The sequence below is a fragment of the Chitinophaga arvensicola genome (assembly GCF_900110835.1).
Lineage (GTDB): Bacteria > Bacteroidota > Bacteroidia > Chitinophagales > Chitinophagaceae > Chitinophaga > Chitinophaga arvensicola.
This window is the reverse complement of sequence record NZ_FOJG01000002.1, coordinates 1,987,202-2,009,336: the sequence shown is the minus strand read 5'-3', so window position 1 is coordinate 2,009,336 and position 22,135 is coordinate 1,987,202. Positions and strand designations below refer to the sequence as shown.

14 protein-coding genes are annotated in these 22,135 nt (G+C 45.5%); 13 read left to right on the top strand and 1 reads right to left on the bottom strand.

The window, feature by feature from the left end:
- Both BMW79_RS25440 and BMW79_RS25435 read left to right on the top strand, forming a co-directional pair.
- Complete coding sequence (locus BMW79_RS25440; RefSeq protein ID WP_089899713.1) at positions 1-1,482, top strand: S41 family peptidase; 1,482 nt, start codon at positions 1-3, stop codon at positions 1,480-1,482.
- Positions 1,483-1,640: 158 nt separating this feature from the next.
- Positions 1,641-2,753, top strand: a complete 1,113-nt coding sequence (locus BMW79_RS25435; protein WP_089899710.1) for an acyltransferase family protein — start codon at positions 1,641-1,643, stop codon at positions 2,751-2,753.
- A 14-nt stretch (positions 2,754-2,767) separates the two neighbouring features.
- Here BMW79_RS25435 and BMW79_RS25430 read toward each other — a convergent pair whose 3' ends face one another.
- Positions 2,768-3,868: an alkene reductase gene (locus tag BMW79_RS25430; protein WP_089899707.1), complete on the bottom strand. Its 1,101-nt coding sequence runs from the start codon at positions 3,866-3,868 to the stop codon at positions 2,768-2,770.
- Between the two features lie 251 nt (positions 3,869-4,119).
- On the opposite strand from BMW79_RS25430, the gene BMW79_RS25425 reads away from it, so the two are divergent.
- The 11 genes from BMW79_RS25425 to BMW79_RS25375 all read left to right on the top strand — a co-directional run bounded on the left by BMW79_RS25425 (position 4,120) and on the right by BMW79_RS25375 (position 22,095).
- Positions 4,120-4,671, top strand: a complete 552-nt coding sequence (locus tag BMW79_RS25425) for an RNA polymerase sigma-70 factor (RefSeq protein ID WP_177192326.1) — start codon at positions 4,120-4,122, stop codon at positions 4,669-4,671.
- A 34-nt stretch (positions 4,672-4,705) separates the two neighbouring features.
- Positions 4,706-6,016 carry a FecR family protein gene (locus tag BMW79_RS25420; RefSeq protein ID WP_089899699.1) on the top strand — a complete coding sequence of 437 codons (1,311 nt, stop codon included), beginning with the start codon at positions 4,706-4,708 and terminating at the stop codon, positions 6,014-6,016.
- 116 nt (positions 6,017-6,132) lie between these two features.
- On the top strand, positions 6,133-9,699 hold the full coding sequence (locus BMW79_RS25415) for a SusC/RagA family TonB-linked outer membrane protein (protein ID WP_089899696.1): 3,567 nt from the start codon (positions 6,133-6,135) through the stop codon (positions 9,697-9,699).
- A 10-nt stretch (positions 9,700-9,709) separates the two neighbouring features.
- Positions 9,710-11,230, top strand: coding sequence for a RagB/SusD family nutrient uptake outer membrane protein (locus tag BMW79_RS25410; protein ID WP_089899693.1), 1,521 nt, complete (start codon positions 9,710-9,712; stop codon positions 11,228-11,230).
- A 17-nt stretch (positions 11,231-11,247) separates the two neighbouring features.
- A complete protein-coding gene (locus BMW79_RS25405) occupies positions 11,248-12,360 on the top strand; it encodes a TlpA family protein disulfide reductase (protein ID WP_177192325.1) in 1,113 nt (370 codons plus the stop codon).
- 703 nt (positions 12,361-13,063) lie between these two features.
- Positions 13,064-14,089: a collagen-like protein gene (locus BMW79_RS25400; protein WP_089899688.1), complete on the top strand. Its 1,026-nt coding sequence runs from the start codon at positions 13,064-13,066 to the stop codon at positions 14,087-14,089.
- A 364-nt stretch (positions 14,090-14,453) separates the two neighbouring features.
- Positions 14,454-14,876 carry a hypothetical protein gene (locus tag BMW79_RS25395; protein ID WP_089899685.1) on the top strand — a complete coding sequence of 141 codons (423 nt, stop codon included), beginning with the start codon at positions 14,454-14,456 and terminating at the stop codon, positions 14,874-14,876.
- Positions 14,877-14,947: 71 nt separating this feature from the next.
- Positions 14,948-17,845: an SGNH/GDSL hydrolase family protein gene (locus tag BMW79_RS25390; protein WP_089899682.1), complete on the top strand. Its 2,898-nt coding sequence runs from the start codon at positions 14,948-14,950 to the stop codon at positions 17,843-17,845.
- A gap of 78 nt (positions 17,846-17,923) precedes the next feature.
- Entirely contained in the window at positions 17,924-20,461 is a 2,538-nt protein-coding gene (locus BMW79_RS25385) for a hypothetical protein (RefSeq protein ID WP_089899679.1), read from the top strand.
- A gap of 6 nt (positions 20,462-20,467) precedes the next feature.
- Complete coding sequence (locus tag BMW79_RS25380; RefSeq protein ID WP_089899676.1) at positions 20,468-21,571, top strand: hypothetical protein; 1,104 nt, start codon at positions 20,468-20,470, stop codon at positions 21,569-21,571.
- Positions 21,572-21,573: 2 nt separating this feature from the next.
- Positions 21,574-22,095, top strand: a complete 522-nt coding sequence (locus BMW79_RS25375; protein ID WP_089899673.1) for a hypothetical protein — start codon at positions 21,574-21,576, stop codon at positions 22,093-22,095.
- Positions 22,096-22,135 lie beyond the last annotated feature (40 nt).

Sequence of the window (22,135 nt, the reverse complement as noted above, 5' to 3'; positions counted from 1 at the left end):
ATGAAGCAAATATTTGCATCAGGGATACTTATGTCCCTACTTTCCACTACAGCCCTGGCCCAGGTACAACCTTTTACAGGGTTTACCAGGCAGGATCTGAAAGATGATTTTAAATATGCTGTTGAGTTGTTGAAGAAGCAGCATCCGAATCCTTATAAGTTCACGGATACCGTTATGTTCAATCATAAAATGGATTCCCTGATGAACCGCCTGGATAAGGATCCGTCTCTGGTGAGCGCTTTACGGTATTCTCCGGTGCAGTTATTCAATGATGTGCATCTGAAACTCGATTATGATGAAGAGCGCGTGGTAGAGGTATTTTACGGTATTAATCACTTCCCGCTGGCTATCACCACCTTTAAAGACAGGATCATAGTGAATGCCAAAGGAGAAACCATTCCTTTTGGTGCGGAGATCCTGAGTATCAATAAAATGCCCGCTGCAAAGCTGCTCAGCGAAATCGGGTATGTCACTTACAGTGATGGTTTTATCAGAACGGGCACTGATCGTACCGGAGCCAGTCTTAGCCTGTTTGTCAGTCTTGTTTTCCCGGAAGCCTCCAGCTATGAAGTGGTGTACAAAGAATATGGCGCTAAAAATTCCACTACCGTACAACTGAAAGCCGTAGATGCCAAAACCGGTTATCATAACCGCAGCCTGGGTGAACTGCCTTTTAACACTTTCCTGAAACGTGCCTATGTAACGAAGGAGTACCAGGAGAAGGAATCCACGGCCATCCTGACCGTGCTTACCTTTATGCTCCAGGAAAACGCGATGTACAAGGAGCTGAATGATTTTTTTGCGGAAGTGAAAAAACGTAATATCGGTAATGTTATCATAGATATCCGGTCTAACGGCGGGGGCAATCCGAATATGTCTGCCCTGCTGTATTCCTTTGTAGCATTACGTCCGTTCGACAATGTATTCAATTACCGCACGAAGAACATAGAGATGAATGATCCCGGCAACCTGTTGAATGGTTACGGAACGAAAATGGCAGAGGAAGAAGTGAAGCAGACGGAGAACTTCCTGAAACAACGCTTCGACTACGACAGTGCGGCAGGATTTTATTATGGCAATGCGCGCTTAACGGAAGGTTCCATTTCCAACTATCCTCCTGATAAGAATAACTTTAAGGGCAATGTGTATGTGCTGACCAGCGGTGGTACCGTCAGTGCAGCCACCTATTTTGCGGCGCTGGTAAAGAATAACAAGCGTGGTGTGCTGGTAGGTACTGAAACCGGCAGCGGTGAAGCATCTACCACGGCGGCCTGGTTCAATACCTATACACTGCCTAAAACGAAAAGCAAGTTAACCGTTCCTATGAGCGAAATATATTTTATGAAGGCCAAAGAGGATAACGGGCGTGGTTGTCAGCCTGATAAAGAGCTGAGCTTTGAAGCATTTCAGCAATATATCCGCGCCGGCAAAGATCCGGAGATCCAGTATACATTGGATCTGATCCGGGCGGGTAAGCGATAGTATCTGTATCACATTTATGCCAAACGAAACATCCTGCACAGGGATGTTTCGTTTTTTTATGGGTAAAAATGAGACTATTTGTCTCCATTTTGATACGATTTTGATAAATCACTTATCTAATTTTGCGAATCAAACCGGATTTTCACACGATAAGAGCAATGAAGAATAACAGCCTTTCCACAAAACCGCATTACCCTATATTAGATGGATTACGTGGTGTAGCCGCCATTATAGTTGTCACTTTTCATTTGACGGAGCCATTGGGAACCGGGCACCTGGATATCCTGGTGAATCACGGTTACCTGGCGGTTGACTTTTTCTTTTTGTTGTCCGGCTTTGTGATTGGCTATGCTTATGACGACCGCTGGCCCAAAATGACGATAGGCACTTTCTTCAAGCGCCGGATAGAACGGCTGCAACCGATGGTGGTATTGGGGATGACACTCGGGGCCATCGGGTTCTATTTTACAGATTCCACCATCTGGCCGCTGATCCATACTGTTCCCCTGTGGAAAATGTTGTTGGTGATGCTGATCGGGTATACTATACTGCCGGTTCCTTTATCGCTGGATATACGGGGCTGGGAGGAAATGCACCCGCTCAATAGCGTAGGCTGGTCGTTGTTTTTTGAATACATCGCCAATATCCTGTATGCTGTTGGCATCAGGAAGTTATCCAAAACAGCGCTCAGTGTATTGGTGCTGATCGCGGCCATCGCGCTCGCTCACCTGGCTATCACCAGTCCCAACGGGGATGTGAGTGGTGGCTGGACATTAAATACAGCGCAGGTACGCGTGGGCATTACCCGCACCATGTACCCCTTCTTTGCAGGTTTGCTGCTTTCACGGATAGCTAAACCCACGCGTATCAAGCATGCCTTTTTATGGTGCAGCCTCCTGGTTGCCCTGGTCTTATATATGCCGCGTATAGGCGGAGCTGAACATGTTTGGATGAACGGGATCTATGAATCGGTATGTATCATCATTATTTTTCCGGTTATTGTTTACCTGGGCGCCAGCGGCGTATTACATAGTGCAGCTGAGGGCAGGATCTGCAAATTCCTGGGCGATATCTCCTATCCGCTTTACCTGGTGCATTATCCGCTGGTCTATTTTTACGTTGCCTGGATCAGCAATCATAAAGGGGTGACCATTGTGCAGGCCTGGCCTTATGCCCTGCTGATCCTGGCAGGTGGTATTATACTGGCTTACGCCAGTTTGAAATGGTATGATGAACCGGTTCGTAAATGGCTGCGGAAAAAGCTTGGGTAGTATATCATCCTGTTTTATTGGGGTACACAGTTATCTAAAGCGATAGCCGGATAGTCAATATAACCTTTATCACCACCATGATAAAAGGTTGTCTCATCCCAATCGGCCAGCGGAATATCATTTTTTATACGTTCCACCAGATCAGGATTTGAAATGTACAGTTTTCCGAAAGCGACTAAATTTACATACTGCCTTTGTAATATTTCTTCCGCACTCTCTACGGTAAACCCACCGGCAATGATGATGATATTTTTAAAACGTTGCCGCGCGTTTTGCAAAAAATCGGTGGGAATGGAGGGTTGTTCATTTGTAACGGCGTTAGAAAAGTGGATGTATAAAATATCCAGTGCCTGTAAGGCTTCCAGAATATATTCGTGTGTGCTTAACTCCTCGGGATAGGGTTTCAGGTCATAAATTTCGCGAAAGGGGGAAAGCCTGATTCCTACTTTGTTTTTCCCGACTTCGGCCACCACTTCTTTCATTACCTCCAGCAGGAAACGGGTTCTGTTTTCAATGCTTCCTCCGTATTCGTCTGTTCTGTGGTTGCTATGCGGGTTGATGAACTGATCGATGAGGAAGCCGTGTGCGGCATGAATTTCCACCCCGTCAAACCCAGCTTCCATGGCATTGGCTGCTGCCTGCCTGAAAGCAGCCACCCAAACCGGAATTTCCGCTGTGTTAAGAGGAATGGGCATTGTCATGGGTTGATAGGTATTATCTGGAGTACGGATGGTTTCATTCACCTGGATGGCAGATGGAGCTATCAACGGTTCATTATGCTGTATGGCCGGGTGCCCGACACGGCCTGCCTGTACCAGTTGCGCAAATATTTTTCCTCCTTTGGCATGTACGCCGTCCACTACTTTTTTCCAGCCTTGTTTTTGTGCTTCCGTATAAATACCCGGTGTATTCATATAAGCGCCACCGTTAGAAGAAATGGCAATGTTGTCTGTTATTAATAATCCGGCGCCGGCTCTTTGCTGATAATAGGTGATCATAGATGCCGGAGGCACACCTTCAATTGCTTTGCGGCGATTCATGGGAGCCATTACCACCCGGTTGGAAAGAGAGATGTTTTCACTGGTAAATGGCGTCACTAACTTTTTCTGCGACATATTCTTTTTTTATCAAAACTAGTATCGGCCAACAGGTAAAAACAGGTACAAGGAGAGGTTTTTTAGGTACATTTCTATGAAAGCAGGCATTATTGCTCATAACCGCAGCGGTTTGCGGAGGCTCAATGGGGAAACCTGGGCGGCAGCAGAATGTTAGGATTATTTTGGAGTTAAATTTATCTTTGACCGTTAAATATAGACTTAAAGTAATATAAGCATTGCAAAATAGTGAGCTACATAGTGAGAAAGAGTTGATTTTACGTATAGGGGAGGGCGATATAGCCGCATTTGACAGGCTTTTTACCGACATGTACCCGGCTCTCTGTCTGCTTTCGAACAGGATTGTAAGCGATGAGGCTACCGCAAAGGATATCGTTTCCGAGGTTTTTCTCCAATTGTGGAAGGCCAGGACATTTTTAAATGAGGTAAAGAATATAAGCGCCTATCTGTACGTAGCTACCCGCAATCGTTCTTTAAACCATCTGAAAAAGCAAAAGCGGAGCGAGAAAAAAGTACAACTGGCTTACGAAAGGCAACAGGAAGAAAAGTCGTATGGAGATATTTTGCAAGATGTTTTCAATGCCGAAGCGGTTCGCATATTACATGAAGCGATATTGACACTACCTCCCGAATGTACAAAAGTGGTACAATTAAACATCGAAGGCCTTAGTACCAATGAAATTGCACTGAAACTTGGCATTTCCCCTTCAGCAGTAAGTCATCAGAAAGCCAGAGCCATCAGATTGCTGCGGGAAAAAATTGTTCCCGGGATGGCATTTATCAGCCTGTTACTGGCCGACTAACTCCCTATTTTATTTTTTTTGAAAAAAACGCAGGATGGAAGTCAAATCCTGTGTATTGCTGTTGTCATATAACAAACAGAGATTGTCGATGATGAATGAAACTCCTATGCCGGAGGATGAATTGCCTGCGCTGTTGAGGGCTGCAAAGCTCATCGCGTATGAAAAACTGGATCAGTTATCGGAAGCAGAAAGAGAGGAGTTACAGGATTGGCTGCAACAGAAGTCGCAGCACCAGGAATGGAGCACCTGGCTGAGTGAAGGCAATAGCCTCTCTGAACTGAGCAAAGAATATGCAGCTTTTAAAGCGGCTACCACGGAAGCACTGGAAGCATTTCACCAGCAACACCTGCGGCCTGCCGAAAGAGAGAAGCCCTCCCGTGCGGTTACATTATTGCATTTTTCCTGGATACGTTACGCTGCTGCCATATTGCTGTTGCTGGCGGTTGCCTGGTTCTTTTTGCCTGGTAAAAATACGGAGCTGGCCAGGCAAACGCCAAAAGAAGCAACACCGGTGATGCCGGGCCAGGATGGGGCTATTCTTACCCTGGCGGATGGTTCCACCATCCTGCTCGATGCTGTGGGAAATGGCATCGTGGCGCATCAGGGCGGAGCAGACCTGTCGGTGAAGAACGGACAACTTGCATACAACGCTGCCGGTAAAGCATCGGAGGAAATAACGTTTAATAAACTGACCACCCCAAAGGGCCGGCAATTTAAGATCCAGTTGCCGGATGGTACAATAGCGTGGCTGAATGCAGCCAGTTCGATCCGGTTTCCTACACAGTTTACAGGTGATACCCGCCGGGTAGACATCAGCGGAGAAGTTTACTTTGAAGCTGCTGCTATGGTAAAAGCGGGAAAAGTAATTCCTTTTATCGTGAATGCCGATAACCGGTTTGAAGTAACGGTGCTGGGTACACGTTTTAACGTGAATGCTTATGCCGATGAACCGGCCCTGAATACCACTTTGCTGGAAGGCAAAGTAGCGGTTGGCATGAACCGGAAGAGTGGACGGCAGCAAATCATATTAAAGCCCGGGGATCAGGCTTCGCTGACCATGCGTGGCGATATGGTAGAGAATATGGTGGTCAGAGCGGGAGACCTGGGAAAGGTGATGGCATGGAAGAACGGCGTGTTTGACTTTGAAGACGCCAGAATTGATGAGGTGATGCGCCAGTTGAAAAGATGGTATGATATCGATGTGAAGTATGAGTCCGGGGTACCGGACATAGAATTTGTCGGCAAAATGACGCGGGATATTCCGTTGAACGGATTATTGATTGCACTGGAAAAATCAAATGTTCATTTTCGGCTGGAGGGCAGAACGCTGATTGTAATGCGCTGATACTGCTAAAATAAAAAGCCGGAACCGATTGGCCTCGTTTCCGGCGGTGTTTTAGTTGATTTATAAAAGGTTTCGCAAACCGTTTTTTATTCACAACCAAAATTAGCTCACAAGTTATGCAAAAAACTGCTTATGGTGGCCTGTATTTCTCTGCGCTGCAGGGAAGGAGGTTGCCGGCACAAATTTCAAAAGTAATGAGGCTGCTACCCGTTTTTTTGATCACGGCACTGGTTTCCGTGAAGGCGGCTGTTTCTGCCCAGTCCGTAACGCTTTCAGGAAAAAATTTACCGCTGAAAAAGGTGTTTTCAGTCATTGAAAAGCAAACAGGATATGTGCTGTTCAGCAATAAAGAATTGCTTTCCGGAGCAAAGCCGGTTTCGCTTGCTGTTACAGACGTTCCTTTGAAAAAAGTACTGGACCTGGTGTTGAAAGACCAGCAACTCGATTATGTGCTACAGGGGAAAACAATCATATTGTCGGGAAAGCCAGTGAGTGCGCCTGTTTCCGGTCCTTCTCTACAAATAGCTGCCACAGTGATTACCGGCCGCGTGACCGATATGGAAGGGAATGCGCTGCCTGGTGTCAGCATCCAGGTAAAAGAAACCCAGAAAGGCATCGCTACGGGATCTGATGGTAGTTTTTCGGTAGCGGTCAGTGAAGGGAATACTTTGAGATTTTCCTACGTAGGATATACTTCCCGTGAAATAACGGTGACTGCCGATATGCTGAAAGAAGGACAACCCGCCCTGAGTGTAAGGCTTAGCCGGGCGGCGACCAAACTCGATGAAGTGTCTGTTACTGTAAATACCGGGTATCAGTCGATTTCCCGGGAAAGGATGACAGGCGCTTATTCCTCCGTGCAAACAAAGCGGCTGGAAGGTAAATTGCAGCCAAGTCTGCTGACAGCGCTGGAAGGGCAGGCAGCAGGTGTGGCCATTACTAAAGAGGGTAAAGTAGAAGTGCGCGGAAGATCCACTTTTCTGGCCAACGGTGATCCACTGGTGGTGATTGATGGATATCCGGCGCCAGGGGGATTGGAAACGGTGAATATTGACAACGTGGAAACTATCACGGTGTTAAAGGACGCGGTAGCTGCATCTATTTACGGGGCACGTTCCTCCAACGGCGTCATCGTTATTACCACCAAAACGCCTAAACGCGGCAAGCTGCAGGTAGGTTATAAAGGCAGTACCGGCGTAACGCTTCGCCCACAATTAAGCTACCTCAATAAAACCAATGCGGCAGATTATGTAGACGCAGAAGTGGACTACTATAACAGTGATGCCGCCAATGTGGGCTGGGACTACGAATCATTTACCACCTATGGCCGCGTAACGCAGCTGATGGTAATGAAAGATCAGGGACTGTTGTCGGAAGATGAAGTAAATGCGGAACTCAACCAGTTGAAGAAAAATAATGCCCAGGACCAGTTGGAACGGTATTTATTCCGGCCGGCATCCACGCAGCAACATAATATTTCCATTGCAGCCAGCTCGGATAAATTCTCTACCAATGCGGCTGTGCGTTACATTGCCAACCAGGGGAATATGAAAGGCAACAGCAACGACCGGTTGATTCTTGATCTCAAGAACGACTGGAAACCGGTGAACAGGGTTACTATCAAAATGTTCTCCAATATCAACTTCAACAATAGCAAGGTGCCATTGGACGCAAACGATATGCTTGATTTTACCAATCTGAGAATCATGAAACCCTATTATAATATTGTTGATCCATCCGGAAATCCACAGGCAATACCTGCGGTAAGGCCCGACCTTATTGATCGCTATGCAAGTTATGGCGGTCTTAAATCCATGGAGTACAATCCGCTTTATGACCTGGGTTTATCTACTACAAGGAACCAGGGGTTCCTGGCAAGACTGGGAGGTAGTGTTGCGGTAGATATTGTGGATGGTTTAAGCGTGGAAGCAGGTGGCTCATGGACAAGAGGCAGCGGTCTTCTTCGCAGCCTGCGTGGGGCTAATTCATTATACGTGCGATCGTTTTACAATGCCGCATCTTCTATATCCAGCCCTGGCAAGCATTATCTCCCCGAAGGGGCCATATTAAATGAAACCCGTAGTCAGAGTGAAGCCTATACTTTGAGGGCACAGGCGAATTACGGCAAAACCTTTAACCGTGTGCACCGGATTTCAGTAATTGCAGGTAGTGAAGTAAATAAAGACCTGGTAGATAATAATACAGCACCCAGCAGAATGGGGTATAATGACCAGGCAGGAACATTTGCCACTTTCAATTACCTGGATTTCAACAGTAATGCCTATAAGTCGGATTTCCTGTTTCCTGATGGTATGAATGTGGTAAGTAACGGATCCTATTCCCTGCGTGATAACCGTTTCTTTTCCGTGTATTCCAATGGTTCCTATGAATACGATAACCGTTTCATTTTGAGTGGTAGCGCGCGTATCGATCAGGGTAACCTGTTTGGTACCAATCCGAAGTACAGGTATAAACCTAACTGGTCTGTAGGCGGAACCTATAAACTCGGGCAGGAAAAACTCTTTCATATTCCCTGGATAGATCAACTGAATATTCGTGGTTCCTATGGTATCAATGGAAATATTTCCTTTACACAGGGGCCGTTTATGCTGATTACGCCGGCATCTTACTCCGCCGCAACAGGAGGTATTCCTTATACCATTTCTTCCCTGCCGGATAATAACCTGCGCTGGGAGCGTACCATCATCACCAATATCGGAACGGATATGCGTTTGATGAATGGACGACTCAATGTTACTTTGGATTATTATAACAAGGAAAGCAAAGATTTATTGGCGCCTGATTTTATTGATCCTACCTATGGAAGATTTATGGTGACAAGGAATGCGGGTTCTGCGAGGAATACCGGTATTGAACTTTCCCTGGAATCGGATGTGGTGAAAACGAATAAGTTTGGCTGGAATGTCTTTTTCAATGGTAGTTATAACAAGAGCAAGGTGCTGCAGTTCAATTATGATTATCCCAGTCCTAATTTCCTGACCTTTAGTTTTTCCAATACCATACTGGGAAGTAATGCCGGTGCGGTATTAAGAACCGGGTATCCGCTGGATGGCGTTTTCAGTTATCAGTTTGCCGGACTGGATAATACAGGTACGCCCCAGTATTATTCCGAAGCGGGAAAGAAGATTTATGGAAATGACCTGACGGTGAAGGATATGGTGTATTCAGGTACAGCCAGACCGAAATTTATTCTTAGTCTTACCAATACCTTCAGCTATGAGCGCTTTGACCTCTCCTTTATGATGATTGCACAAATTGGAGGCGTGTTCCGCAGAGATACCTATAACGGGGATAATTTTGATCATAAAGATGTTTCTATGCGCTGGCGTAAACCGGGAGATGAGAGCAGTACTATTTATCCCAAACTCGCTGCTTTTAACACGGATGCCTGGTATTTCCCGTATACAGAGATGATGATTGAAAGAGCGGATTTCATGAAGCTGCGTGATCTTACGCTTTCCTATAAACTCGATAATAAATTATGGGGTAATACGGGGCTCAGCGGTGCAAGAATTTATTTCCAGGGTCGTAATCTCTGGAGGCTCACTGCCAATAAAGTGGGGATAGATCCTGAAGCAATTGAGCAAACTGTGAATACGCCTGTCAGGAGGGCGCTTCCAATGAGACCCGAGTTTTATGTTGGATTTTCCGTAAACCTCTAATTTAATTACTATGACCAATCGAAAATATATTATATTCTTTGCGGCCGTTTTCCTGATGAGTTCCTGTAAACGGTATCTTGATGTGAAGCCTAAAGGAAAACTGATTCCTTCATCGGTAGCAGATTATGATCATCTGCTGGATAATACCAATACAGTGGAGCTTAATTTCCTGGATGGTAACAAAGGCTCTATGCTGGCGGATCTGGGAGATAACCTGGAAGTAACGGAAGGGCAGGGAAAAGTAGGTTTTGTGCTGAGCAGTCACCCGAATGTGGAGCGTTATTATGCGCATATTTTCCGTCAGCCCTACAAAAATCCAAATCTCGATGATGCATTCTGGAGTTCCGGTTCACAGGGAATGTATCCGCAGGTATCTTATTTCAATAACGTTATTACGGGTATCCGGGGGATTGATCAAAAATCACCGGAAGAAGAAACGCTGGCTAAAACATCGGTAGCGCAGGCGCTGGTGGCAAGAGCATGGTGCTATCTGAATGCGAATATGATCTATGGGCCGGTGTATAAACCAGGTACCGCCAATTCGGCCAAAACGATCCCTTACCTGGTGGATGGTGATATCAATAAGCCTATTCCTGATTTATCTACTTCGGGGGAAGTGGCCGCACGGGTGCTTCGTGAATTGCATGAAGCATTGCCGGATCTTCCGGTAAGATCGAGTTGGCCTTCACGTGCCAACAGGGCTACGGGGCATGCTATGCTGGCATATTACCATCTCTTTACCCATCAGTATGATAGTGTGGTGTATTATGCAAACCTGGCGTGGACTGCAGCTGGTAGTCCGGCGAATGTGTTATATGATTTCAATAAATTCAAGATGGCTGATCCTGCCAGGCCGCTTACTTCGCTGATCCTTACGCCGCAGGATGCTAACCTGAACCTCGTAACCAGCCGGGAGATCCTGTTTTACCGGGCTACTGAAAGGGATGCCGGTCTGGGTGCCGCGCTTTCCTATCCATCTGCCGAGGTGCTGGCATTGCACGACCGGGCAGCCGATCTCAGGTTTAGTTTTTTCTACCTCAATGCGCCTGGATATAAAACAACAATGGGCGGCGGATATGACGACGGCATGCGTATCAGTAACTACCGTTCCCGGAAAGTGAAAATGACGGATGGCTTTTCCTGGCCGGAGGTATTGCTGATGCGTGCAGAGGGGTATGCAAGAACGAACAGGTCTGATCTGGCTATTGCGGACCTCAATACGCTGCGCCAATACCGGTTTAAACCGGGAACTCCGCAGCTGACTGCCGGTACAACTGATGAAGTGATACAATGGGTGCTGGAAGAGAGAAGGCGTGAGCTGCCGCTGGGTGGTTTCAAGAGATTCCTCGATCTGAAGCGCTTTACCCTGGACAATGGCAAGCCCTGGTCCAAAACACAGATCACGCATAAGGTTGGCAGCCAGACTTATAAAGGCACCATTGACTCGAAAGATTTTATTGTATCTATCAGTAATGTGGTGCTCAGGTTTAATCCTAACTGGGGTATTCCGCTTGATACCCGTCCTTATTAATTGTTCAATTGATGAATATGCGAAAGTTATTGTTGGTTTTAATAATGGTTGGATGTACTGTTGGTGTGGCAGCTCAACAGAAGATTGTTGTCAAAGGAACGGTGAAAGGGGATCTGAAAGGGCATAATAAAGTGTATGTGTTGGAAGGTACCCAAAAAAGGGACTCGGTTGAAATAAGAAATGGTCGTTTTACCATTCGTATTCCCTGGGTAAAAGATGTTGCTCCTTATTTGCATGCGGAGTATGATACCACCTTAAGACCCAGGCTGCCAGCGTTTCCGCTGGTGGTAGATGGACCAGGGACTATTTATTTAGATGTGGCAGATGTAAACAGGGGGCTTCGCTCGGGCAGGATCCGGGGGAATCAGTCGGCGGTTGATTTTCAGGCTTTTGAAGACGGGCGGGAGAAATTGAGAGTGGAAATAAACGCAATCGTAAATGAGCGTTTTAAGGGGGGCTCACCAAAGGACTCGGGCTATAATATGGCTTTCCTGGAATTGATACAGCAGCGGCTGATTCCGTATATCGGCAATTTTGTGGAAGCCCATGCGGGTTCTTTTGCAGGTGCGTTTATCCTTGGCCGTTATCAGCCTATTTTACCGGCATCCGATCTGGAGCGGCTGTATAACAAACTTAGTCCTATGCAGCAGCGTTCTGCTCCGGCGCAGGAAGTAGCCGCGCGTTTGATCGGTATAAAACGGGCTGCAGAAGGGCAGGAGGTGGTTGATTTTACTTTGAATACGCCCGGGGATCAACCCATTAGCTTCAGTAGTTTTCGGGGTAAGTATGTGATGATCGATTTCTGGTCGAGTTGGTGTGGCCCCTGCAAAGCCTCGTTTCCGTACATGAAGGAGTTGTATCAGCAATATCGCAGTGATAAATTCGAGATTCTTGGTATTTCAATTGACGAGGATAAGGGTGCGTGGCTGAAAGAATTGAAAAAGCAGGAGTTGCCCTGGCCGCAGTTATTGGATACAAAAAACGTATCGGTGAACAGCTTTGCCATAACAGCAGTACCTACTGCTTACCTGATCAGCCCGGATGGAAAAATAATTATGAAGCAGGTTGGCTTTGGTGAGGAGCGGGATGGGGAGATAGAGAAAAAATTAAAAGAGCTGTTTGGACGATAAAGCAGAATAGAAAAGTAATGTTCAACTAATCGTGATGCCATTTGGAAGAATGGTATCACGATTTTTTATTTTAGAGATCACTTTTTTTTTCGTGTTTTTCAAGTGTGGTATTTCTACATGTTTGTGGCTGTTTTCCTGCTCTCTTGCTGGATTTTAATGGTTCGTCGTACAATAATTTCTACCGGTTATCAGCAAAAAACTGCCAGTTAAGCGAATAATTGTTTAGCATGTAGAAGCCTATATTTTTTTTACTATTTTTAATTTTCAATAAGGTGAAAGAAAACGAAATATTTAAATTTCTACGATCAGTATGGTCAAAGAATATTTGTTCCTCAAAAAAATAAAACAGCAAGCAAACCTCGGATAGGTTGTAGTGGTCGACCCTGTGCAACCCCGGGAAAAACAAATTTATAAGAAGGTAATGCCGAACAGGAAGCATCGACAGCAGCTGTAGTCTGTGCTGTTGATAGGCTTGTAATGTCCGTTGGTAAAGTAGTTAAAATATAACCCCAGGACTTGCGGGATGCCATCTGCTTCCGGCAAACGGATATGCTTAGTATATCTGTTGCTAAATACTAACAAGCGTTTTATCTAAAGGAATAATAGTGTGTCATCTGACATTTAGCGCTCATAGCTAATGCAGGAATGCTGTTACCCAAAACGACCGGATACAAATCAACTTTAATCAATAAAAAGAAATGCTATGAAGCAGTTATCACATGTAATGATGTTTTTTTTCTTTATGATCCTGGTATCGGCAGGATGTAAGAAAGGTGACCAGGGACCAGCTGGTCCGCAAGGTGAAAAAGGTGCAGACGGGCAACAGGGCGTAGCAGGTCCTGCCGGCAGCAAGATTTATAGTGGAAATGGAGCAGCCGCCGCCAATGTTGGGGCGATCGGTGATTTTTATCTGGATCTTTCCAGTTCTAAATTTTATGGACCTAAAACGGCTAATGGCTGGGGAACACCTATTACGCTGATGGGAGCAACGGGTGCTACGGGCGCAACAGGTGCCAATGGCACAAATGGTACAAACGGTGCAACAGGCGCTACGGGTGCTACGGGTGCTACAGGCGCTACAGGTGCTACAGGAGCAACAGGCGCTACTGGTGCAACAGGAGCCGCAGGAGCAGCCGGCAGTAAGATATTGAGTGGTACAGGTGTTCCTGCCAATACAGTGGGAAGCAATGGAGATTATTACCTGGATAAGTCTACCTATAACTTATACGGTCCTAAAACAGCTGGTGTGTGGGGTGCAGCTTTATCGTTGCAAGGTCCTGCAGGTCCGCAGGGTCCGGCTGGTCCTCAGGGTCCCGCAGGTACTGCCAACGTGATCTATTCCACCTGGAGATATGCCACTAACTTCAATGACTCAACGATAGATAACTCTTCGTTGAAAGTAGGCTATGTATCAGCGCCAAGTCTTTCTACGGCTATTCTTAATTCAGGAACAGTGATTGTATATTTTACCTATGGTGGCGGAACATTTGTTTTGCCTTATACCAGTAATGCAGGTGGTAAACCCAATACCATTTCATTTACGCCGATGTTGAATAAAATACTTGTTACGCGTTTTACGCATGATAATACTAACAGTGTTGCGCTGAGTACGCTGTTGCAATATCGTTATGTGATTATTCCTGGTGGCGTTGCCGGCGGCAGGCAGGGGGCGCATCCTGATTATAATGATTATACTGCCGTGTGCAGGTATTTTGATATTCCTGAATAATGAGGTGAGTTTTTGTTATTTTGAAAGGCTGTCGGTAACGACAGCCTTTTTTTATGTATGTTGAAGCGAAGGTAAATGCGTTGTTTGTTGATTAACATGTTCGTGTTAGGGCTGTTGTATTTATTGAATGAACACTACGCATATACAGTGCGTGTAGTCTTTCTATTTTTGAATTGTATCGGTAAAAAAAATTTTCTTGAAAAAATAGTTGTTGGTTAATTCGTTTTGTTAACTTTATTTTGCACATCAATGAATGCATACCTATACTTTGAGAGTAACCAAAATTAATTGATATTGTTTGTCATAAATGTAAATACCTGACTGTACCAATTTTAGAGTCATAAAAATAATTATAGCGTTTATTATGAAACGGTTGTTGTTAATCCTGCTCAGCTTGGGCGGCATGAATGTTTTTTCCCAGGCACCCATCAAAATTCTGAAAGATACCGTCAGTTTACAGCGGAATAATTTCGTGTTACAGAATACTTCCCGCGAGGTAAAAGGTTTTCTTGTCAATAAAGGAAGCGGGAATACTGTGTTTGCGGAGGTAGGAAAACAATTTCAGTTTACAGCAGGTGTTAGCCCGGATTTTCAGTTGCAGGGAGATAGTATTTATACGAATACTTATCTGGCGGGGAAATATGTGAAAGTCTGGCGGAACGGGCTTTTGCAGTACACGAACCTGCCAGGAGGAGTAAAGATTGATAATAATACAGGTAAAATAGTGTTTAACCCGCAGCTTTCAGCAGGCGATCGGATATTCATAGAAGCCCTTAACGGGTTCTGATATACATTTTATTTATTCTTTTTTGAAGCTGTGCTTTAGGTAGCACGGAAAGAGCTTTTAATGCCTATACCATGAAGTATTGTTTGTTATTTTTTCTGTTAGGGCTGGTGTTTCCGGTCACCGCACAAACCACTATGCGTATCAGTGGAGATACTGTAAAAATTGAGAATGGAGAATTACAGCTCCGAAATTCCAGCAGTAATATAGCAGGATTCCTTTTCAATGAGTATAATGGAAGAACAGCCTTCCGGCAGCTGGGTAACAGTATCCAGTTTGTTGCCGGTGCTCCTTCTTTTCCTAAAGCAGGTGATAGTACCTACGTGAATATGGATTTTACGGGTCAGGCGATCAAAGTGTGGCGCAACGGGCTATTGCAGTACCGGGATATTTCCAATGGAGTTGCAATAGACACGCTGGCAGGAAAAATTACTTTTCGTCCTGCGCTGGCTACGGGCGACAGGATTTATATAGAAGCGATCAACGCTATACAGGTATCGGCAAATGATAATAATACAGAATTGCCGCCAGTAGTGAGTGCAGGCTTAGGTAAACTTTATGCCGGTGTAACTGATAACGGCAATAGTTTCACCCTGCGGTGGACCACCAATGCAAAAACGCTGTTTCTTTCTCCGAAAATAGTTGGTATCGGCTCGTCTACGCTGGCAGGTTATGGCCTGCAGGCACCTTATCGCCTTGGTGATAAAATAAATACATGGCTGGGTAGTAATGTAAGCAATGCTAACTGGAAGAATCTCGCCATAGGCGGGACCAACAGCCGGGATATGCTGCCGGAGAAAGATGGGGGAATGTTTGGCGCCAACATAGACAGCGCTATGAATTCCGATCCTGATTTTATATTTCTCAGTCTCGCTTCCAATGATCCATCTGCCGGGATAAGCGTAAATCAATCTATCACTAATTACAAAAAGCTGGATAGTATTGCCCTGAGCAGGGGTGTGCCTTTATTTATTGAAACAACACAGCCCCGTTCACAATACGATGCCACGCAACAGGGAATGCTCAAAGCACTGGCAGACAGTGTGCGTAAAATATGGCCTGACAGGTATGTGGAAGGATTCCTGGATGTAGTAGATAAAAATGCCGCTACACCAGCTGCTATTCTGCCTCAATATAATAACGGAGATGGTATCCATTTAAATCCTAATGGTAACCAGTTTATAGCAGACCGGTTGTTTGACCGGTGGACCAGCTATTTCCGCTTTCCCGGTACGGTAAAACGCTTTGTAGTGGATACCTCCGGTAATAATATCAGCTGGCAGCCATTCGATACCATCCAGGACAAGAATACGGTAAAGAAAGTATATGCCAAGCTGCAGAACAAGGACCTGTATTTCAGGGTGAAGGCTGAACTGGCATCCGGTGATTTTACACCCTATTCCAGCGTCGCATTGCTGAAGGCGTATGTAGCCCCGCCGGTGCCTACCGTTTTTGATCACCGGATTCTCATCGATATAGGAGGAGATGGTTTTACGACCTTAAACGGATCCAGTCAGAAAGATGGAAAACTCACACCATCACCGGATGCACAGGGTAAAACCTGGAACAACTGGTATGGAATCGGAGATGTACGTGGCTTTATAAGCGGAGCGGAAATATTAGGGCTGAAAACAGTGGCGGCAGCGCAAACAGTAATAGGAATGAGGTTAATTGGGAATCCGCAGGGAACCTTTACCTCCTCTGTTGCTACGCAGGCTATCAATTATAATGGATTCAAAGTTGGGGTAAACGATTATCCGATGGAAGCCGTGTATGATAATATGTTCATACACAATACAGCCGGAGGAGGAGATGGAGTAACGCTCCGGTTGAAAAACCTGTCCAAAACAAATACCTACTATATAAAGATCTGGGGAGCCAGACTGGATGACAATAACACACCAAGAAACCTGGTGGCCAAACTGGGCACAGATAGCTGGACAGGCGCTCCTGTTGTCAATACCAGGTATCCTACTACGGCGGTTATTAATTACAATAATGCCATTGTTCTCAATAGTATCACCGGCGTAGATTCACTGGATATTAATCTGAAAGCAGGTGTTGGTAGTACATTCGGGCATGTGAGCATTATTGATATCGGAATTATGGGTACGCTGCCACCGGCTCCAAAAATTATCATGGCAGATACCAGTACTATTTTAAACGCGATTCAAATGGCGCCGCAAATTGTTACTGCGGGAAGTACGATCAGTTCTTATCAATGGACGCAGATTGGTGGTCCGGCTACTGTCAACATCGCCAACGCGACACAGCCCAATGCTACTATCTCTAACCTGAGTAATGGCACCTTCTCCCTGCGGTTAAGTGCTACCACTACAGCGGGTATTACTATTACCGGTGATATACAGGTGAAGGTATTTCCGAATAATGGAGGCAAGAAAACATTACGTGTGAACTTTTCGAACACTAAAATAGAAGATATTCCCGGTTGGCTGAACGCATATGGACCTATCACCGCAAATAAAGTAAGTTATACGGATGTTGCCACTAACTGGACTATTGATAATGCCAGTACCTCAAATACTTTTTGGGGCTCATACACTGGTGTAAACGCATCAGATGTAAACGGAAAAGTAACCGGCAACAACACAGGTGTTATTCCGGATATAGCGCTGAAGAGCTATTGGTTTAACTATTCAGTGCCCTATGCTGCGGGAAAAAACAACGTGATCATTTCTGGCCTCAACCCGTCAAAAACCTATACCCTGAAGTTGTACGCATCCCGGACGAGTGCGGATAATACTACTGCTCCTCGTTATGGTGTATGGCGTATTAATGGTGGCGCGGAAGTGATACAGGATGCCCTTGATAACACCACCAATGAGTCTGTTGTAACGAATATAACACCTGACGCCAACGGAAATATCAATATCGCGGTGTATCAGTCGGCAAATTCTCCGACGTATGGTTCTTTCTCGTTCCTGAACGCATTGATATTACAGGAAAATTAACAGGTAGCAGGGCTGCTTCCTCAATAGCAGCCCTGCTATCTTCTGAATAAATAATCCCTATACCATGAAATTTTTTATATGGCAAAAGTTATAATAGCCTGGTGTACCTGTGTGCTACTTTCCATCACTCTTCATGCTCAAACTGCAAAGGTAATTCCTTCCGGCAGGCAGCTGAAAGAGCAAGGTATAAAGATGGGTTTGCCGATGGAAAACCCCATGCTGCAGATGATGCTGGCAGACTCGCTGAACAAGAGATCAGCGATTGCACCGGCTAAAACATATCTCCGGCAAAATCTTCCGGTAGTTCCGGATATAGGAGCCGGTAAATACCTCCAGGAATCGGCCCGGCAGGAGTTTTTTCAATTCATTGGTAACTCAGCCGGTAAACAGCAGCTGGTGCAACTGCAGCAAAGTATGAATACCATCAAAGATACTGCCCGTATCCGCCGGTATATGGAAGATAAGCTGAGAGGCTTCTATGCCTTGCGGGATGAAACCGGGGTGAATAAACTGTTAGGTGCCGGCGCCTATAGTAATCATCTCAAAGAAGCCAATGCCAGCGCTTTTGCAGACAATACGCCCGGCGTACCTATGCTGGGAACCAGTGTTACAATTGCGGATCAACTGATGATAAAGAATATTCCTGTTAATATAGGGTATTCGAATATCTCAGGACAAAGCACCTGGAGTAATCCGTTTGCAGATCAGTCACTGGTAAAATTTTCCTTTGACAAAGCGGCTTATGTAAAGCGTCTCAACAGCATAGTAGAAAAAAAATATGACCTCAAAAAATATTTTCTGAAAGATATTGATGTGAGAAGTGCGGTGAAATCCTTTACCCGTAACAGGCTGGAGGGTATTCAGCAACAGCTGGCAGGATTGGGGGAGCAGCAATCAGCGGCTTTCAGCAGTCTGCTTAACAGCGATCATATCATCCAGCTGGATTCGATCCAGTTAAAGAATGAGTTGTTGAATAACCGGGTGCTTGGTATTACAGCAGAGGACCTGGAGCCGGCGGTTGCCGCATTGCAGGATAGTATTTTACTGGCATACCCGCTGGCCGATAGCACGCTTAACAGTCAGTTGCAACACTTCCGGACTGCCAGTGCTGCCAGGAAGTATATGGCAGGTGTTTTTGCACTGAAGAAAGAAGTAGAAGAGGGCCTGCAGGCAAAATCCATCATTTCTGATGGGCGGGTGGCTGAAGGAAAGATCAGCGGACAGCTGGAAGAGGAAAGCAGTAAAATCAGGAATATAAAGGAACTGTTGCCCTTAAATGGGCTGCAACGCCTGTTATTGAGTGCCAAACAATTTGATATAGGCAATATTGCTGCTTCGGGAAGTAAAGGTGGGGTGCAGGACCTGTTTATGTCAGGGTTACAAACCAGTTTCCTGAATAATAATAAATTCCTGATGCTGGGCGCCGGAAAGCGTATTGATGGCGGCACCATAAGGGATCTTACTTTTAATAGTTCGCTCGATCCGGGCGCTTACAGTATGCAGTTCCTGCAAATGGGCGCCGGTGATATCAGTCAGCCACACAGCCATGCAGCGGTAGTAAACGCCAATACCAAAAGTGATTCCCGCCGACAGTATACTACTCTGACCCTACCAAGAAATACTTTTGTAGGTGCTTTTTCGGAAGATATCAGCCTGGGTAGTTATGGACGTATCGCCGCACAATTATCAAAATCCAATAACCAGTTTAAGAACTCAGCAACCGGAAATGATCCGATGGTAGCCAGCAAGGCAGCCGCATTATCGCTGTTCAATGACTTCTGGGAAACATTGTCTGTTGGTCTGGATTATAACGGAAAAGTGGATGAGTGGAACATGAGCCAACGTGCATATGTCAGCTATTCAGGCCTGGGATATAATAACCCGGCTTCGCCCGGAGCAGGAAGAGGAACAATCCGTTACGGATTAAAACTGAAAAGGAATTGGTATAAGAATAAACTGGTGCTGGGTGTGAGATCCGATTTCCAGGATATCAGTTCTTCGGCATTGACTTCCAGTAAGTGGAAAAACAGGCAGTTTGCGATTGATGGTCGCTGGAAGCTGAATAAAAAGATGGCATTTGATGTACGTTTTAACCAGTCGGCGATGAAAAGTACAGGTGAAAAGGCAGCCTCGTTCCAGTATATGACCAGGCAGTTGTCGCTGGCATCACAGCTGCAGGGAAAGATGGCCACACTTCCATACAACAGCAATATTATGCTGGGATATCAGCAGATAGATATTCTGCCGCAACACAGCACATTGTTGAATATTAATATCAATCATAGCCTTGTGATCAGCTCACATGTGTTGTCGATGAACCTGTTTTACAACAAAGATATCAAGGGGGAGGCGGTGTATGCCAACCTCCTGACGCTGGAAACCGGGTGGACCTATCTGGTCCTGAAAAAAATAAGTTGCAGCAGTGGTGTTACCTACCTGGATAATAAAGCAGTGGTGCAGCAATTGGGTTTCAGGCAAACGGCTGGCACCAGCGTGTTGCCCCGGTTAAATGTGAATATGTATGTTGATTGCCGTAAAAACCTGCTGAATACACCACAGAACTATTTATTCGGCAACTTCAGAAGTGAACTGGCTATTTCTTACCAATTGAATTAAGTACCTATGTTAAAGTTTTATCAGGGAGTTATTTTTTTGATGCTGTTTTGTACTGTTCAACTCCACGCGCAGGTTACGTTTGTTTTTATTCCGGAGCTGCACGGCCGCACTTTGGATGGTCTGTTGCAGGTGAAGCTGGCTAATACCGGCAGCCAGTCGCAACCTGTAAGTCTCACTATAAAAGTATCTGCTGCGGGTGCTGGCAATATTGTCAGTATAAAAACACCTGCCTTTCAGCTGATGCCCGGCACTAATTCTTTGCCTGGTGGACTGATCGCCAGATCTGTCATCCGCTTTGCAGAAAATAAGGCAGCTACTGTCTGCCGTCAGTCCGGTTATTTTACGGAAGGAGATTATGAATATTGTTTTGAACTGAATGCGGGTGATCAGTCGCACCAGGGTGAAACGCTTGGTGATCAGTGTTTCGATTATTATCTCCAGCCGTTTTCTCCGTTACTGTTATTAAACCCGGCAGAGGAAGACCAGATCTGCAACAAGCGGCCACCTTTCTTCTGGCAGCCATTGTTGCCGGCAGTTCCGGGTGTGCAATACCGCCTTGTACTTGCAGAGCTAAAGCCTGGTCAGGCAAAGGTAGAAGCGCTTAACTACAATCTGCCTTTGCTTAATCAGTTTGGTATTAATGCCCCTATGCTATTTTATCCTTCGCTGGCAAAAGATCTTACCCAGGGAAAAACATACGTATGGCAGGTGAGCGCCTACAAGAACGATATGCTGCTGGTGAATTCCGAGATATGGGAATTTACGGTGTACTGTGAAGAGGAAAGTACACCCATAGTAACAGAAAGCTTCCGGGATATTACTGATCTGACAAAAGGGAATTTTTATATCGCCCGGGGAAAAGTATTGTTTGCGGTAGACAATGTATATGATAAAGTTCCGCTGAATTATAAGATCCGTTGTATCACCAAGCCAGAACTTGAGATGCGTAAGCTACCGGTAGTCAGGTTGAAGCGGGGCGCCAACCAGGTTGTCATTCCCCTGTCAGAAAACAGGTCATTTGTGGATGGTTACTATTACCTGTTGGAGTTGAGACTTCCTAACGGAGAAGAAAAACAATTGAGATTTCTTTATAAAAGTGAAACGGAATAACGATGAAATATTTACTCGTAGCCGGAATGATATTGTTGATGATATCGGCCTGTCATCCGGCAAAGAAAGAAATAAAAAATTATTACGCCAACAATGGTCGTGCATTGGTACAGGAGCAGGATGCCGGAGGTGTGGCCGTTAAGGCTACTTATCTGCCGGTTCAATGGGAACGGATACTGGGTAGGAAAAATCCGGATGCGGAAGGAGAAATAACCTTTAAGTTGAATGTTGCCTTACCAGCTTCGGCGCGCAACGATAAAACGGTAATGCCTGCCGTCAGCGTAGATACCCTGTTCTGGCTGGTGGCCGGAAGCGATACGCTTGCCGCCCAGTTCACACAGAGAATTCCGAATGGAAGCACTTCTTCTGCGGAGTACCTAACCACCTTTAAGAGGGCGGTGCCGTCAGGAACGGAGGTGTTGTATTTCGTGATGAATGATTGGATATATACGCATCATAAACTGGTATTTCCCTTCCAGGTAGCACACATAAATAGTATTGACTCATTAAGCAGCAGGTTATGATCCCAGGAAACATGATTTTCAGAAAGTCCATTGCAGTTTT